The sequence below is a fragment of the Klebsiella sp. CN_Kp100 genome, assembly GCF_040065315.1.
Lineage (GTDB): Bacteria > Pseudomonadota > Gammaproteobacteria > Enterobacterales > Enterobacteriaceae > Klebsiella > Klebsiella oxytoca.
In genome coordinates, this window is record NZ_JBEAIJ010000045.1 from 61144 (window position 1) to 76907 (window position 15764).

At 52.6% G+C, this 15764-nt stretch carries 16 protein-coding genes; 5 read left to right on the forward strand and 11 right to left on the reverse strand.

From position 1 onward, the window contains the following. Positions 1 to 59 precede the first annotated feature (59 nt). The 11 genes from araD to seqA form a co-directional block, all read right to left on the reverse strand. The gene (gene araD, locus ABLV12_RS20775; RefSeq protein WP_004100255.1) at positions 60 to 755 is read right to left on the reverse strand and encodes an L-ribulose-5-phosphate 4-epimerase; all 696 of its coding nucleotides are present in this window, start codon (positions 753 to 755) and stop codon (positions 60 to 62) included. Continuing rightward, positions 745 to 1644, reverse strand: a complete 900-nt coding sequence (locus ABLV12_RS20780; protein WP_004100254.1) for an L-ribulose-5-phosphate 3-epimerase — start codon at positions 1642 to 1644, stop codon at positions 745 to 747. Before ABLV12_RS20780 ends, araD begins: the two co-directional genes overlap by 11 nt. Next, on the reverse strand, positions 1641 to 3119 hold the full coding sequence (locus ABLV12_RS20785; RefSeq protein WP_004100253.1) for an FGGY-family carbohydrate kinase: 1479 nt from the start codon (positions 3117 to 3119) through the stop codon (positions 1641 to 1643). The genes ABLV12_RS20780 and ABLV12_RS20785 overlap by 4 nt, the downstream gene beginning before the upstream one ends. A 27-nt stretch (positions 3120 to 3146) precedes the next feature. Then, complete coding sequence (locus tag ABLV12_RS20790; protein WP_047721089.1) at positions 3147 to 4076, reverse strand: ABC transporter permease; 930 nt, start codon at positions 4074 to 4076, stop codon at positions 3147 to 3149. Between the two features lie 67 nt (positions 4077 to 4143). Next, complete coding sequence (locus ABLV12_RS20795; RefSeq protein WP_064372318.1) at positions 4144 to 5628, reverse strand: sugar ABC transporter ATP-binding protein; 1485 nt, start codon at positions 5626 to 5628, stop codon at positions 4144 to 4146. Between the two features lie 105 nt (positions 5629 to 5733). Continuing rightward, positions 5734 to 6600, reverse strand: a complete 867-nt coding sequence (locus ABLV12_RS20800; RefSeq protein WP_049595825.1) for an ABC transporter substrate-binding protein — start codon at positions 6598 to 6600, stop codon at positions 5734 to 5736. Positions 6601 to 6882: 282 nt separating this feature from the next. Next, entirely contained in the window at positions 6883 to 7956 is a 1074-nt protein-coding gene (locus ABLV12_RS20805) for an erythritol/L-threitol dehydrogenase (protein WP_004100247.1), read from the reverse strand. Positions 7957 to 8070: 114 nt separating this feature from the next. Next, entirely contained in the window at positions 8071 to 8868 is a 798-nt protein-coding gene (locus tag ABLV12_RS20810) for a DeoR/GlpR family DNA-binding transcription regulator (protein WP_004100245.1), read from the reverse strand. A 322-nt stretch (positions 8869 to 9190) separates the two neighbouring features. Then, complete coding sequence (locus ABLV12_RS20815; protein WP_064397470.1) at positions 9191 to 9610, reverse strand: hypothetical protein; 420 nt, start codon at positions 9608 to 9610, stop codon at positions 9191 to 9193. 56 nt (positions 9611 to 9666) lie between these two features. Continuing rightward, positions 9667 to 11307 carry a phosphoglucomutase (alpha-D-glucose-1,6-bisphosphate-dependent) gene (gene pgm / locus ABLV12_RS20820; protein WP_024273919.1) on the reverse strand — a complete coding sequence of 547 codons (1641 nt, stop codon included), beginning with the start codon at positions 11305 to 11307 and terminating at the stop codon, positions 9667 to 9669. Between the two features lie 32 nt (positions 11308 to 11339). Continuing rightward, entirely contained in the window at positions 11340 to 11888 is a 549-nt protein-coding gene (gene seqA / locus ABLV12_RS20825) for a replication initiation negative regulator SeqA (RefSeq protein WP_004111417.1), read from the reverse strand. 184 nt (positions 11889 to 12072) lie between these two features. Here seqA and ybfF point away from each other — a divergent pair, with 184 nt between their 5' ends. The 5 genes from ybfF to tcuR all read left to right on the forward strand — a co-directional run bounded on the left by ybfF (position 12073) and on the right by tcuR (position 15750). After that, entirely contained in the window at positions 12073 to 12846 is a 774-nt protein-coding gene (gene ybfF, locus ABLV12_RS20830) for an esterase (protein ID WP_004100236.1), read from the forward strand. A gap of 133 nt (positions 12847 to 12979) precedes the next feature. After that, positions 12980 to 13273 (forward strand): LexA regulated protein, encoded by a 294-nt coding sequence (gene ybfE, locus ABLV12_RS20835; protein ID WP_004100235.1) that lies wholly within the window; start codon positions 12980 to 12982, stop codon positions 13271 to 13273. A 149-nt stretch (positions 13274 to 13422) separates the two neighbouring features. Next, positions 13423 to 13953, forward strand: coding sequence for a flavodoxin FldA (gene fldA / locus ABLV12_RS20840; RefSeq protein WP_004100234.1), 531 nt, complete (start codon positions 13423 to 13425; stop codon positions 13951 to 13953). A gap of 290 nt (positions 13954 to 14243) precedes the next feature. Beyond that, the gene (gene fur, locus ABLV12_RS20845; protein ID WP_004100233.1) at positions 14244 to 14696 is read left to right on the forward strand and encodes a ferric iron uptake transcriptional regulator; all 453 of its coding nucleotides are present in this window, start codon (positions 14244 to 14246) and stop codon (positions 14694 to 14696) included. Positions 14697 to 14823: 127 nt separating this feature from the next. Further along, complete coding sequence (gene tcuR / locus ABLV12_RS20850) at positions 14824 to 15750, forward strand: tricarballylate utilization LysR family transcriptional regulator TcuR (protein ID WP_160887577.1); 927 nt, start codon at positions 14824 to 14826, stop codon at positions 15748 to 15750. Positions 15751 to 15764: the final 14 nt, after the last annotated feature.

Genomic DNA, 15764 nt, shown 5'->3' on the forward strand with positions numbered 1-15764 from the left:
GACTGCGGACCGGTAGCCCGGATAAGGCGTTTACGCCGCCATCCGGGGAATGCAGACAATTACTGCCCGTAGTAGGCCCCCGCGCCGTGTTTACGCAAATAGTGTTTATCCAGCAGGGTCGCAGAGACCGGCTGTTCGTCAGCGCTTAACTGGCGGGTCCACATATTCATATAGGCAATCTCTTCCAGCACCACGGCATTATGCACTGCGTTCGCCGGATCTTTTCCCCATGCAAATGGGCCGTGGCCGTGAACCAGCGCGGCGGGCACGCTGAGTGGATCGGTATGCTGCGCGCCCAGCGTTTCGATAATCACGTGACCGGTATTGGTTTCATAATCACTGCGGATTTCATCATCGCTAAGGGGACGGGTACACGGGATCGGCCCATAAAAATAGTCGGCATGGGTGGTGCCCATCGCCAGCAGCGACCTCCCCGACTGCGCCCAAATCGTCGCATGGCGCGAATGGGTATGCACAATTCCGCCCACGCCGCTGAATGCCTTATACAGCTCGAGATGGGTCGGCGTATCCGACGAGGGCTTATAGCGTCCCTCCACCACGCTGCCGGTCGCCAGCTCCACCACCACCATATCGTCAGCGGTCATCACGGCGTATTCCACGCCGGAGGGTTTGATCACCACCAGCCCGGCGTCGCGATCGATGCCGCTGACGTTGCCCCAGGTAAAGGTCACGAGATTAAATTTCGGCAGCGCCAGATTGGCATCAAGAACCGCCTGCTTGAGGTTATCCAACATACTTCACTCCTGAATTCACAATGCCTTCATAGTGCGGTGGACGAAATGTCTGCTGGTATTTATCCGTTAGCCACGCTTTAGCGTCGGCGATTCTCTCGCTATCCAGCCCGTCGTTTTTGGCCCACATCTCAATCAGCCAGGCGCCGCGATAGTTCAGCGCCGAGAGCGTACGAAATATCTCCGTGAAATCGACGCAGCCGGTACCGAATGGCACATCGCGAAACTGCCCCAGCGAAGCGTGGGACACCGGCTGCGTATCCTTCAAATGAATGGCGGTGATTTTATGAATTCCCTTACTCAACTCTTCGGGAACATCGTTTTGCCATGCGCTTAAGTTGCCGACGTCCGGATAGACGCAAAACCACGGACTACAGACCTTCCTTTCGAGATCCAGCCAGCGGGAGATATTGCTCATAAAGGCGGTATCCATAATCTCCATCGACAGCATCACCTGCGCTTTCGCCGCTTCGGCTACCGCCCAGTTGATGCCCTCAATAAAGTATTCCCGGGTCTGCGCCGAAGAGGATTCGTAATAGACGTCATAGCCTGCCAGCTGGATGTTGCGAATACCGACGTGGCTGGCAAAATCCAGCGCATCAAGCATCAGTTCCCGCGCCTTGAGCCGGGTCTCGCGATTGACGCTACCAAAGGGATGGCTGCGGTGCGCGGAGAGGCACATGCTCGGCACATCGATACCGCTGTTAATTTTGTCGGCCACAAATGCCAGCCGCTGTCCACGGTTCCAGCGCAGCCTGGCCTGGCGTTCAGGACTCTCATCAACGGAGATTTCGATAAAATCAAACTCCAGGCCAGCCGCCATTTCGAAGCGTTTCGGCCAGTCCAGCGCAGCGGGAAGCGCTTTTTCGTAGATACCAAGTCTCGGTTTCATTGCGCCGCCCCCGTTGCCCTGGAGAGGCTTTGCGCGACCTCTACGTAACGGGCATAACCTTCGCGCAGCTGCTGATGCCGCTTGCCGTCCGGTTGATAACTGACCACCTCGGGCTGCGTGGCCGCTATCGCTTCGCTGAAGTTGGCGTAGGCTCCGCTGCCGGCGGCTGCGCACAGCGCGGCGGCTCGACATCCCGCCTGTTCGATGTCCACGACTTCCAGAGGAAGATTGGCCGCGTCGGCGTACATCTGGGTCCAGCCTCTCGACTGGCTCGGCCCGCCGGTAAAGCGAATTTTTTCAATACCCCGATTGAGTTCAATAATGCGGTCCTGATGTATCAGGTGAGAAAAAACGATCCCGCGGTAGATGGCCGCAATAATATCCTTTTTCGTATGATGTCCCGCCAGACCTACCAGCGCACCCGGCAGATCCATCGCCAGATTGGAACCGAACAGATAAGGTAAAAAAATCAGGTTGCTGTCGGTCTCTTGCGCAATCCAGCTTTCGAAATGGTCGTAGCAGCGGTCATCGTCAGGGAAAAACTGTTTCACAAACCAGGAGAGATTGCTCGCCGAAGTGGGGCTGCCCTCATGAACAAAATATTTGCCCGGAATGCAGTATTTTCCCCAAATGTAGGGATAGTCGCTGGCAATAATGCTGTCCGTCACCGAGGTGGCGATACTCCATGTACCGGCCACTGCGCTCAGGGTATCCGCCCGGTCAATGCCCGATGAGACGGCGGAGGCCACCACGTCGAAAAAGCCGCCGAATACCGGCGTTCCGGGACATAATCCGCAGTCCAGCGAGGCCTGCAGGGTAATGTGGCCCACGCAGTCCGTCGAGTTGACCACCGGCGCGGTCTTATCCGCCACTTCCTCAATGCCGAACAGCGCCATCATGTCGCGGTCGTAGCGGGAGGAAAGCTGGTTATAAAAATTGCTGCCGGAAATATTGGTAATTTCCGCCGTCGCCTCGCCGGTCAGACGAAAGCGAATGTAGTCGTGCACCATTAAAACGGCGTCGATTCTGTCGTAGTTGGCGGGCTCATGTGCTTTTAACCACGCCAGCAGCGATACCGGGTGCCCGGTCCACAACTGCTGCAGCCCTTTGGGATAGGCCAGTTTATCGACCCCTTCGCGGTACCATTTTTTGACGAACGCCAGCGCCCGGGTATCGGATGAGATAATTCCGTTGCGCACCGGCTCGCCTTTTTTATCAATCGCGTACAGCCCTTTGCCGTGCGAGGAGAAGCCGATCCCGCCAATACTTAACGCTGGCACCTGGCTTTCAAACAGCGCTTTTTTTATTACGCTGCAAACGGTATCCCATAGCTCATGCATGTTCCGCTCGGTAAAACCCGGCTGTTCGGATAATACCTGAGCATATTGCGAAGCCACGTGGATCTCCTGCCCGCACTCAGTATATATCCCGGCTTTGGTGACCGTACCACCGATATCCACTCCGATAAAATTCATATCCCTTCGTCCCATAATTAATATAAATTAACGTCTGGCTGAGCTAATAAAGGTGGCGCCCCAAATAATAAGCCCTTTCACCACGTACTGAACGTAAGGTGAGATCCCTAACAGGTTTAATCCATTATTCAGTACGCCGAGCATCATGGCGCCGATCAGCGTGCCAATAATCATTCCGCGCCCACCGGCAATCGATGCCCCGCCGAGCACCACGGCGGCAATAGCATCCAGTTCAAAACCGACGCCCGCATTAGGCTGACCGCTCATCACCCGTGAGGTAAAAATAAGACCGGCAAAACTGGCGGTAAAACCGCTGATCACATAAACCAGCAATTTATAATATTTAACCCGCAGTCCGCTCAGGCGCGCCGCTTCTTCATTGCCGCCAAGAGAATAAACATAGCGGCCAAACGGCATATGATTCAGCACGATATAAAAGATGAAATATAAAACCACCATCAGAATAATAGGTACCTGAATACCGAACAGATATTCACGGCCCCAAAAAGCGAATGAATCCGGTAAGCCGGAGATGGGATAGCCGCCGGTATAGATCAGTGCCAGCCCCTTCGCAATAATCATCGCGCCGAGGGTTACGATAATCGGCGGCATTTTGCCGTAGGCGGTTAAAAAGCCGTTCAGCGCGCCAAAGGCGACGCCGGAACCCAGGCCGATAAGAATGGCTAACCACGGGTCTAAACCATAGTACTTCATTAATCCCGCCATCAGCGTACCGGCCAGGGCCATGACCGCGCCGACGGAGAGGTCGATCCCGCCGGTCAGGATGGCAAAGGTCATTCCGATGGCGATGATGGCATTGATCGAGACCTGACGGGCGACGGTAGATAAGTTATCAACCGTTAAGAAGTAGTCATTAAAAATGGCCATACAGGAAAACAGAAGTACCAGACCAACGAACGGCAGGAATGCAGGCATTTTTAATAAACTATGCAGCATCTTTTTATTTTTATCAGGAGACACGGCTGGCGCTAATGATACGTTTTCATTACTCATTTAATACTCCCTAAATAATATTACCGGCAGCATGCAGCATAATGACGGTGGAATTAATTTGGTCGTTCTCAAGCTCCGCTACGATATTACCGTCGCGAAAAACCATCACCCGGTCGCTGACGCCTATGACCTCTGGAAGCTCAGATGAAATCATAATTATCGCAATCCCCTGGGCGGTGAGGTCGCGCATAATCTGGTAGATTTCTGATTTTGCTCCGACATCAATACCGCGAGTGGGCTCGTCAAAAATAAGAATATTGACGTCATGATTTAACCAACGAGAAATAACGACTTTCTGCTGGTTACCGCCGCTCAATGTCCCCACCGCGGTCCCGGCATCTGGCGTTTTCACACCAACGTGGCTAATTAAACGCTCGGCGGTCAGGCGCTCTTCGTCATCGCGGATTAGCGAGAACTGGCAGGCGTGTTTGTTAAGCCAGATATTGTCTTTGACCGAAAAAGGCAGTACCAGTCCTTGCGTTTTGCGGCTTTCCGGCAACAGGCCGATCCCCAGACGCAGAGCCCGATCGGTTGAATTTATCGTCACCTCTTTTCCGGCCAGACGGACGCGTTTTTTGTAGCATTTATCCGCGCCGGTCAGAGCCAGAATCGCTTCGGAACGCCCCGACCCCACCAGCCCGGCAAGGCCTAAAATCTCCCCTTTGCGCAACGTCAGCCGATTAACCTGACTACTTTCGGTCAGCTGAATTTCCGCCTCCAGCAGTATTTCATCATGCGCCAGCGTCCGCCGCTCGGGATAGATGTTCTCCACCTCACGGCCGACCATCATCTGGATCATCTCTGCGATATCGATATTGTCGACCTTTGCCGATCCGATATATTTGCCGTCGCGCAGAATACTCAGGCTATCGCAGATTTCATATATCTCCTCCAGATGATGCGAGATAAAGAACATGCCGACGCCTTTGGCCTTTAAATCGCGCATCACGCGGAAAAGATGTTCCGCCTCGCCAGGAGTCAGGGTCGCGGTGGGTTCGTCCAGAATGAGAATTCGCGCATCCAGCGACAGCGCTTTGGCAATTTCCACGAATTGCTGCTCGGCGACGCTGAGATGGCAGATTTGCTCGTCGGGATCGAGCGTGACGCCAAGCTCTTTAAAAATGCGTAACGCCTCCCGACGCATCGCTTTACGATCTAACAGGCCAAAACGATTTACCTTTTCACGATTAAGGAAAATATTCTCATAAGCGTTCAGATAGGGAATAAGAGAAAACTCCTGAAAGATAATCCCTACGCCGCAGGCAATCGCATCGCGATAGTTATGAAAATGCTGCTGCTTACCATCAATATAAATATTACCGGCGTCAGGTTGATAGATCCCGCACAGGATTTTCATCAGCGTCGATTTACCCGCGCCGTTTTCACCTAATAAAGCGTGAACTTCTCCACGAGCAAGGGTGATATTAACATTATCCAGCGCCTTGACTCCGGGGAAGCTTTTACTGACGTTTTTGACTTCCAGTAAGCTGGGCATAAACATCGCTCCATAATGGCTCGATAAAATAGCGAGCCATACTTTAATAAGAATCCGGCACGGCTCACCTGAATAAGCGAGAGCCGCTGTGGCGTAATAACGCGATTACCAGTGGAAATCTTTGGCGTTGTTTTTATCGATAAGCTTCACATCAACAGGAATCTCTTTAGGAATATTCGCCCCCCAGTGTTTTGCCAGGGCAATACCTAAGCCAATACGCAGCTGATCGCGCGGGAACTGTGCTGCGGTAGCAATAAACGGCGTATTACCTTTGGCAATTTCAGCCACCGCTTCCGGAGATCCATCGACGCTGACCAGCTTGACATCGCGTCCAGATGACTGAATAGCCGCCAGGGCACCGAGTGAGCCAACATCATTGACGCTGAAAATACCGTTGAGCGTCGGGTTGGATTGCAGCATATTTTCCGTCACGCTCATGGAGGTATCGCGCTCTTGTTTACCATTCAGTTTGGTAAGCACTTTAATATTGGGATGCTTTTTCATCGCATCTTCAAAGCCGCGCACACGCTCCAGAATAGGCACCACCGGAATTCCGTCGAGAATCGCCACGTTGCCTTTATCTCCCAGCGCTTTGGCTAAATGCTCTCCGGCAATAAAGCCCGCATCATAGTTTTTTGAACCCACAAAAGAATCAATCGGACCGTTAGCCTGAGCATCTATCGCCACCACCACCACGCCGGCTTTTTTGGCGGCCAGGACGGCGGTTTCCGCGCCAACGCTATCTGCCGGGTTAATCAGCAAAATATCAATTTTCTTTTGCAGCATATCCTCAACATCGCTAATCTGCTTGGAGACATCATGCGCCGCATCCGCAGTATAGACGGTGGCGTTAATATCTTTTGCCGACTGTTCAAGTGACTCTTTCATGGTCACGAAATATTCGTTGTTTAATTCCTGGAAGGACATGCCGATAGTCAAAGGTTTAGCATTAACGCAGGCGACCATGCTCATAGCCAGAAGTCCTGAGAGTAATGCTTTGGTATTAAATTTAACAGGCATTCAATATCTCCTTATTGAGTTGTGCGCTGCGGAATATAAATTATTCAGCAGCGTTTTCATGGTACTAATGTTGCCTGATTTACTGAGCAATAAATTCACCACTGGTAATTAGCAGAGGCTACCGACATTTATCTCAGCAATCCCCATGATTGAAGAAATCCAGTATTGATTTAGCAGCCATTTATGAAAGTGCAGAACAATAAATATAAATGACGCGAGTGAATGATGATAAATTTATGGCTTGATAACGACCTTGATGGAATCCAGCGATTTGGCCATCTCAAAAGCGGCTTTCCACTCATCGATAGAATAGAAATGCGTTACCACGCCTTTGGCGGTCAAGAGGCCACGCTCAAAAAGATCGATAGCGATTTCATAGCTATAGGGGCCGAGATGCGCACCGCGAATATCGAGCTCTTTGCGGTCGCCGATGATCGACCAGTCGGCGGTGGTTTCTTTCCCAAACACGCTAAATTCAACGAAGCGCCCCAGCTTGCGTATCATCTCCAGCCCCTGAGTCACGCCAACAGGCGCGCCGGTCGCTTCGATATAAACGTCGCAGCCGTATCCGTCCGTCATGGATTTAACGATGGCGACGGCGTCCTCTTTCGCCGCGTTGATGACCACGTCGGCGCCAAACGCTTTAGCCAGCGCCAGGCGATCTTCCATGGTATCGATGACCACCAGTTTCTTCGGCGTCTTAAGATGAGCGACCTGCACCATGCACAGCCCCAGCGGCCCGGCGCCGGCGATAACGACCACATCATCCAGTTCGATATCCCCGCGGCGTACCGTATGGATTGCACAGGCCATAGGTTCGATCAGCGCCGCATCTTCTTCACTTAATGATTCAGGAATTTTATGAATAATCGCGCGTTCGGAGAAACGCATATATTCAGCCATACCGCCATCGGCGACATCTTTCTGGAAGCCGTAAATATCATGGGTTTCACACATCCAGTATTTTCCGGTTTTACAGAAACGGCACTCATGGCAGGGAACAATCTGTTCAGCGAGAATGCGATCGCCAATTTTTAATTTATATTTTTCAGCGGAACCCGGGCCTAATTCAGCAACCCGACCGTAAAACTCATGGCCGGGCACTACCGGCGTTTTTACCCACGGATTATCACCCCAGAACATCGGCGCACCGTCCTGGGCCTTGCAATCACCGGCGCATATTCCACAGCCGTCAACCTTAATGACCACTTCCTTTTCTTTGGCGATTGGGCGGCGAATTTTCTCAAAGCGATAATCCTGGGGACCGTGGCAGACAACCGCTTTCATATCTTCAGGTAATTGTTCCATCGTAAACCTCTTTTTCGGATAAATAATGAAGAGGGACAGTATTGCTAATGCAATACCCCTCCAACTGGTACAGAGCGATTAAATGATGATGCAATTAGATTATTATTCAGAGCCTTATTTGGTCTCTACAATATGTACCTGATGCTGGCGATAGATATCGCCGGGTAACTCATTAGTGATCAAGATATCAATATCCGCCAGATCGCATATTTTATAAAGCGAATAGCGTTCAAATTTACTGCTATCGACCATCAGAATTTTTTGATCGGCAACTTTCAGCATCTCTTGCTTTAGCCGGACGTTGACTTCATTACTGTCTTTAATTTCCAGACCGGAGTCCAGGCCCTGACAGGAAAAAAACAGCTTATTGACCTTAAAATTGTTGATAATGAACTCAGCAACCGGACCGTGAAAGTCACCGTGACGCTCAGAATATTCACCACCAACGCTGACAATTCTTATTTTTTTGCGACAGGCTAAGGTTTGAATAATATTCAAAGAATTAGTAATAACGGTCAATTCAATGTCAGGTAGCTGACGGGCTAAAAACCAGCAGGAGCTGCTATTATCCATAATGATGCACTCATGCTCATGAATAAATTGCAGCGCACCTTTGGCGATGCGCATCTTACGTTCTGGCTGTTCTTTCGTGCGCTTAATAAAGGCTTCGGCTTTATCGACAAAGTTTCCGTTATTTGCCGGCATATCGGCAGCTAAAAACGATGCCGTATTTTCGGAAATCATTGCGCCGCCAAAGCTGCGCACTATTTTCTTATTCCTGGCCAGCGCAGTTAAATCACGTCGAATAGTTTCCGGAGATACACCAAATAATCGCGACAGCTCATTAACTCTGGCACATCCCTTTTCTACGACATATTCCACAATTAATGAGTGACGTTTAACTTGTAACATATAAGTTCTCAAGAAAGCATCCAGGATTTAATGACATAAATATAACAAAATCATCCATATCAGTAAGTGACATAAATCATACAAAATCAAAACAAGCTTTTAGCTTTTTTTAATTTGAAGTAGATCATATATATATGGGAAATTTCATTTTAATCACGAGAAATTTGTGACTAAAATCGCAGAATTAGCCGTGATTGTTCACCTGCTCCGGTAGTTAATTCGGCAAAACGGGCAAACCCGGTCAACGACCTGATACCCGTTTATGCCCGATTCGGTCACCGTGTTACCGGATACCCCTGCCCCGTGAAGATAACGCGAAAAGTTAAATCTTTCGCCATCGCCATAACGTCATCAATTTTGCCGCCTCAGAGACCAGCAGCAGAGCGATAAAGAAAGCCGCGCCTTTAACTCCCAGGACCTGCGCGCCCCATAGCACCAGCGAAAGTGAGGGCAGCATAAAGGCCAGCCGCAGGGGCGTTTGCGCACAGGCCAACCGCAGGGCATAGCGGCTCTGCCGCCAGAGGAGAACCATCGACACGGGAATAGAGACAATCAGCAGCACATTCAGCGGGAACAGCCAGGCGGCCGCGGGACCAAGGGTGGGTACAAGCTGGTGATAAGAGAGGATGTCGTCGTAGAAAGGCAGGCGCTGATGGTAAAGATTCCAGCCGAGAAACTGGATGAGATAAAAGAGATCCATCCCGCCCCAGAACCGGAAGACGTGTTTACGTTTCAGTTTCATCGCTGCCTTGCGAAAAAAATCAGGCCCTGAAACGGGCCTGATTATCATGTGGGAGATTAGGCGTTTTTCAGCACTTCGCTGACAATCTCCACCGCTTCTTTTTCAATCTGCTGACGGTGTTCAGCGCCGAGGAAGCTTTCACAGTAGATTTTGTAGGCATCTTCGGTACCTGACGGACGCGCGGCGAACCAGCCGTTGTCGGTCATCACTTTCAGACCGCCAATCGCCGCCCCGTTGCCCGGAGCCGCAGTCAGACGCGCGGTAATCGGATCGCCTGCCAGGGTGCTGGCGCTCACCATTTCCGGAGAGAGCTTAGACAGCGCCGCTTTCTGGGCTGAAGTCGCGGAAGCCTGCAGACGATTGTAGCTTGGCGCGCCGAAGCGCTCTGCCAGCTCGTCGTAGTGCTGCTGCGGGTTTTTCCCGGTCACCGCGGTGATTTCCGCCGCCAGCAGGCACATGATGATGCCGTCTTTGTCAGTGGACCACGGCGTCCCGTCAAAGCGCAGGAACGACGCCCCCGCGCTCTCTTCGCCGCCGAAGCCGAAGCTACCGTCGAACAGGCCATCAACGAACCACTTAAAGCCAACCGGTACTTCCACCAGCTTGCGGCCCAGATCGTTGACTACGCGGTCAATCATCGCCGAGGAGACCAGGGTTTTACCCACCGCAACATCTTTGCCCCACTGCGGGCGATGCTGGAACAGGTAGTTAATCGCCACCGCCAGGTAGTGGTTCGGGTTCATTAACCCGGCCGGCGTGACGATACCGTGGCGGTCGTAATCCGGGTCGTTGGCGAAAGCCAGGTCAAACTTGTCGCGCAGCGCCAGCAGGCCCGCCATCGCGCACTCGGAGGAGCAGTCCATGCGGATTGCGCCGTCTTTATCGAGGTGCATAAAGCGGAAAGTCTGATCCACGTGGTCATTCACGATAGTCAGGTTTAGGTTGTAATGCTCGGCGATACGCTTCCAGTATTCGATACCGGAGCCGCCCAGCGGATCGACGCCCAGCGTCAGTCCGGCTTTCTGGATCGCCGCCATGTCGACGATATCCGCTAATCCCTCAACAAACGGCTGCACCAGATCCTGCTCTTTGACGTGACCGGAGGCCAGCGCCGCATCAAGCGTCATACGCTTCACGCCCTGCAGACCCGCAGCCAGCAGTTCGTTGGCGCGGTTTTCGACCACTTTGGTGACGTTGGTATCAGCCGGGCCGCCGTTCGGCGGGTTGTATTTGATACCGCCGTCTTCCGGTGGGTTGTGGGACGGCGTAATAACAATACCGTCAGCCAGCGGGCCGCCCTTTTTGTTGTGCACCAGAATCGCATTGGAAATCGCCGGCGTCGGGGTGAAACCGTTGTTTTCCTGCACGATAACGTCAACCCCGTTCGCCGCCAGCACTTCCAGTACGGAAATAAAGGCAGGTTCGGAGAGCGCGTGGGTGTCCTTCCCGACGTAGCATGGGCCGGTGATCCCGTTCTTCGCGCGGTCTTCAGCAATTGCCTGGGCAATCGCCAGAATATGCTGCTCGTTGAAGTTATGGCGCGCCGCGCTGCCGCGATGGCCGGAGGTGCCAAACTTCACCGCATGTTCCGCATTGCCTACTTCCGGCTTCAGCACATAGTACTGGGCAGTCAGTTGGGCGACGTTAATCAAATCACTCTGTTGCGCAGGTTGACCTGCGCGCTTATCGATTGCCATTGCCTGATCCTTCTGGTGCAAAAGTTAAATGACTAGATCGTACCGCAAACCTTTTCGATCAATTCCGCAGGGAACTGCATGGACTGCATGATGTGTTCGATCATGCTGCATTTGCGACCGGTATTGGTATTTGTGATAACCCACCACGGCGTACCGGGGACCTGCTTAGGCTTAGTCTGATTACCGTTTTTCTGCAGCGTGCGCTCATCTTCAGCAAAATAGACGCGAGTGCGCCCGTGCAGAGACTCGGTCGCCTCGGCAAACGCTTTGCTGTCTAAGGTGTAGAGGGTAGTCAGAACCAGCATGAATCGGTTTACCGCGCGCTTTTGTTCAGCATACTCATCAGATAACAGCAGCTCACGCATCGCGCGAACTTTATCCTTCAGAGGATTAGCGGGCTTCACGTCAACGACAGGCGTTGGCGCCGGTGCCGGAGCGGCTTTCGCTACCGGTGCGGCGGGCTGGGAAACGGCGGAAAACTTCAACATGCGCCGTAAAATGTCGGATGCACTCTCGCCAATATGCTTGGTGTGGCTGGCAATATAGCTATAGAGTTCATCATCAACTTCAATTGTTTTCATCTTAATCCAGTGCGATATCTTTTTCTGAATACAAGTTGTCGGGATTATAGGGACAAATCCCAACCGCGGATAGCGTCAAACCAGGATGACGGCAAAACTCAGAAATCTTCCGGGTCTTGCAGCCGGATGGCAGAATGTTCAACATAATACCCTAACCCGACGGAGCGAAAAAAAGAACTTTGCCATGAAATTAAATAGCCGAGCGCAATCTGCACAGAATCAGCACAATAATCCCCCTATCGTCCTGGTCCACGGCCTTTTTGGCAGCCTGGACAACCTTGGGATCCTCGCCCGCGATCTGGTTGTCGATCACGATACGGTGCAGGTCGACATGCGAAACCACGGTCTCTCCCCGCGCGCGCCGGAGATGACCTACGCCGCGATGGCTGAGGATCTGCTTGATACTCTCAATGAATCGCAGATTGAGAAAGCCACCTTTATTGGTCACTCTATGGGCGGCAAAGCGGTGATGGCGCTGAGCGCGCTGGCGCCAGAGCGCATCGCAGGCCTGGTAGCTATTGATATCGCCCCGGTGGATTATCACGTCCGCCGCCATGATGAAATTTTTGCTGCCATCAACGCCGTTACCGATGCGGGCGCCGCTACGCGTCAGCAGGCAGCGACGGTCATGCGTCAACACCTTAATGAAGAGGGCGTGGTTCAGTTTCTGCTGAAATCCTTTGTGGATGGCCAGTGGCGTTTTAACGTACCGGTGCTGTGGGAGCAGTACGACAACATCGTCGGCTGGCAAACCGTCCCGGCATGGCCGCATCCGGCGCAGTTTATCCCCGGCGGCAACTCCCCTTACGTGACCGATGCCTGTCGTGACGCGCTGCTGGCGCAGTTTCCCGAAGCTCGGGCGCACGTTATCGCCGGCGCCGGACACTGGGTGCATGCTGAAAAACCGGAGGCTGTGATCCGCGCCATTCGCCGTTATTTGACCTCTATCGCCGCGTAACTGCCTAAAATATACTCGACCGCGCGGCTTAATGTCCGCGGCCGTTGGCGCAGCCCGCCGCCTGATGTATTATGGCGCGCTGTCTGCGTCGGCTATGCCCGATAGCTTGTTTCCCCCGAAGTCACTCTGAATCATGGCAAAAGAACAAACGGACCGTACGACATTAGATTTGTTCGCAACTGAGCGTCGGCCGGGAAGACCGAAAACGAATCCGCTTTCGCGCGATGAACAGCTGCGCATCAACAAACGCAATCAGCTTAAACGCGACAAGAGCCGCGGCCTGAAGCGCGTGGAGCTTAAGCTCAATGCCGATGCGGTCGATGCGCTCAATGAGCTGGCCGAAGCCCGTAACATGAACCGCAGCGATCTGATCGAAGAGATGCTGATGACCCAGCTGGCAGCCCTGCGCGGCCAGGATAAAGCCTAAAACCCTCAAAAAATAAGCTTTCATGTAGCAGAGTGTGCAGTTGGGCGTGATTGCTGTTTCCGCGCCCTTCTCAGTTCTGCTATCATTGCCCCTATCTGCGGGCATTACGCCACTACCACATCATTAAGTTTCAAGAGGTTATTTTACTCATGGCAATCATCGGCATCTTTTTTGGCAGCGACACCGGCAACACCGAAAATATTGCAAAAATGATTCAAAAGCAGCTTGGTAAAGATGTTGCTGATGTTCACGACATTGCCAAAAGCAGCAAAGAGGATCTGGAAGCTCACGATATCCTGCTGCTCGGCATCCCAACCTGGTACTACGGTGAAGCCCAGTGCGATTGGGACGATTTCTTCCCGACGCTGGAAGAGATCGATTTTAATGGCAAACTGGTAGCCCTCTTTGGCTGCGGCGACCAGGAAGACTATGCTGAATACTTCTGCGATGCGCTGGGCACCATTCGCGATATCATCGAACCGCGCGGCGCAACTATCGTTGGCCATTGGCCGACCGCTGGCTACCATTTTGAAGCCTCTAAAGGCCTGGCCGATGACGATCATTTTGTGGGTCTGGCTATCGACGAAGACCGTCAGCCTGAACTGACTAACGAACGCGTCGAAAAATGGGTAAAACAGATTTCCGAGGAGCTGCACCTCGAAGAAATCAAGAATGCCTGAGTCTAACGGCGTAATCACCATATTTCGCCGAATTGATAGATAAAAGCAATCAAAGTTATAGCTACAAGTTTTTAACTTTTAATCACATATCTGTACAATGTCCTCTGATTTAACGGGGTCACGTGAAGCACTTTGTAGCGAGTGCCTCGTTTTTGACAGCATACAAGGCCCGATGCTTGCAGTTTTCATTTCACCATGGCAGTTCTATAATGAGACGCATTACATCGGGTGATTCTCTGTATTACTTCCGCTGATGGAAGTAGATCGTTTAGCAACAGGACAGATTCCGCATGACTGACAACAATACCGCATTAAAGAAAGCTGGCCTGAAAGTGACGCTTCCGAGATTAAAAATCCTGGAAGTGCTGCAAGGACCGGATAACCATCATGTCAGTGCGGAAGACTTATACAAACGCCTGATTGATATGGGTGAAGAGATTGGCCTGGCCACCGTCTACCGCGTACTGAACCAGTTTGACGACGCCGGTATCGTCACCCGTCATAATTTCGAAGGCGGTAAATCCGTTTTTGAACTGACGCAGCAGCACCATCACGATCATCTGATTTGCCTGGACTGCGGCAAAGTGATCGAGTTTAGCGATGATTCCATCGAAGCGCGCCAGCGTGAGATTGCCGCCAGACACGGTATTCGCCTCACCAACCACAGTCTGTACCTGTACGGCCACTGTGCAGAAGGCGACTGCCGCGAAGATGAACATGCCCACGACGCGGTAGAGAAATAATCACCGCATCGTTTATCAGCCAAAGCCAGCCTGCGGGTTGGCTTTTTTTTGCCCGCCATCTGCCGCCTCTTCCTCTCGCGCCTGAATACGTTTACTGTCGGTGCATCCTGCTTTATACGGAGTGCTTATGGAGCTTCGCCAGCTACGCTATTTTGTGCGCATTATTGAAACCGGCAGTATGGGCCGCGCCGCGCTTGACCTGAATATCGGCGTCTCCGCGCTTAGCCAACAAATGGCGCGCCTGGAAAATGAACTCGCCATTCGCCTACTACAACGGACGTCTCGCGGCGTAATGCCCACCAGCGCTGGCCTCGCCTTCTATTCACAGGCGCAGCTGGCGCTGCGTCACGCTGATGATGCGGTTCTTGCTGCGCGCGAGGCGCGGCTATCTGGCCACGTCAGCGTCGGCATGGCCCCCAGCACCGCCTCTGTGCTCGGCGTACCCTTTATTAACGCGATGCGCGAAAGCTATGCCGACGTCCGCCTGCATCTGGTAGAAAGTCTCTCCGGCAACCTTGAACGCATGATCAACACCCGTCAGCTCGATTTAGCGATCGTGTTCCAGAAGGAGAAGCTTGTGCGCTGGAGCGCCAGGCCGATTCTTGAAGAGCGTCTGTTTCTGATTGGCACCCATAAGGTACTGGCTCCCCTTCCCGACGATAGCATCTCGCCGGACCAGATGTCCGCTGTCCCGCTGATTATGCCAAGCCTGGGGCATGGGCTGCGCGGCAGGCTGGAGGCGATGTGCCAGGAGCATGCGCTTAATGTCGATGTGGTCGCTGAAATCGACGGTCTGGCCCTGCTAATGCGCGCCGTGCGCGACGGCCTCGGCGCCACTTTGCAGCCGGGAGCAGCGATTTCTCATCTCGACGGCGAGCCCCTGAGAGTGATCGGCATCAACAATCCGATACTCAGTCGGCCTAATTTTCTCGTCAGTCTTTCCGATGATGAACTGACCCCATCGGGTCTCGCTGCGCGAGTCATACTGGCAAAAGTCATGCGTCAGCTGGTCGAATCTGGCCGCTGGCCTGGCGCCAGCCTTTACGCACACTAAACCCCTCTTTAGCA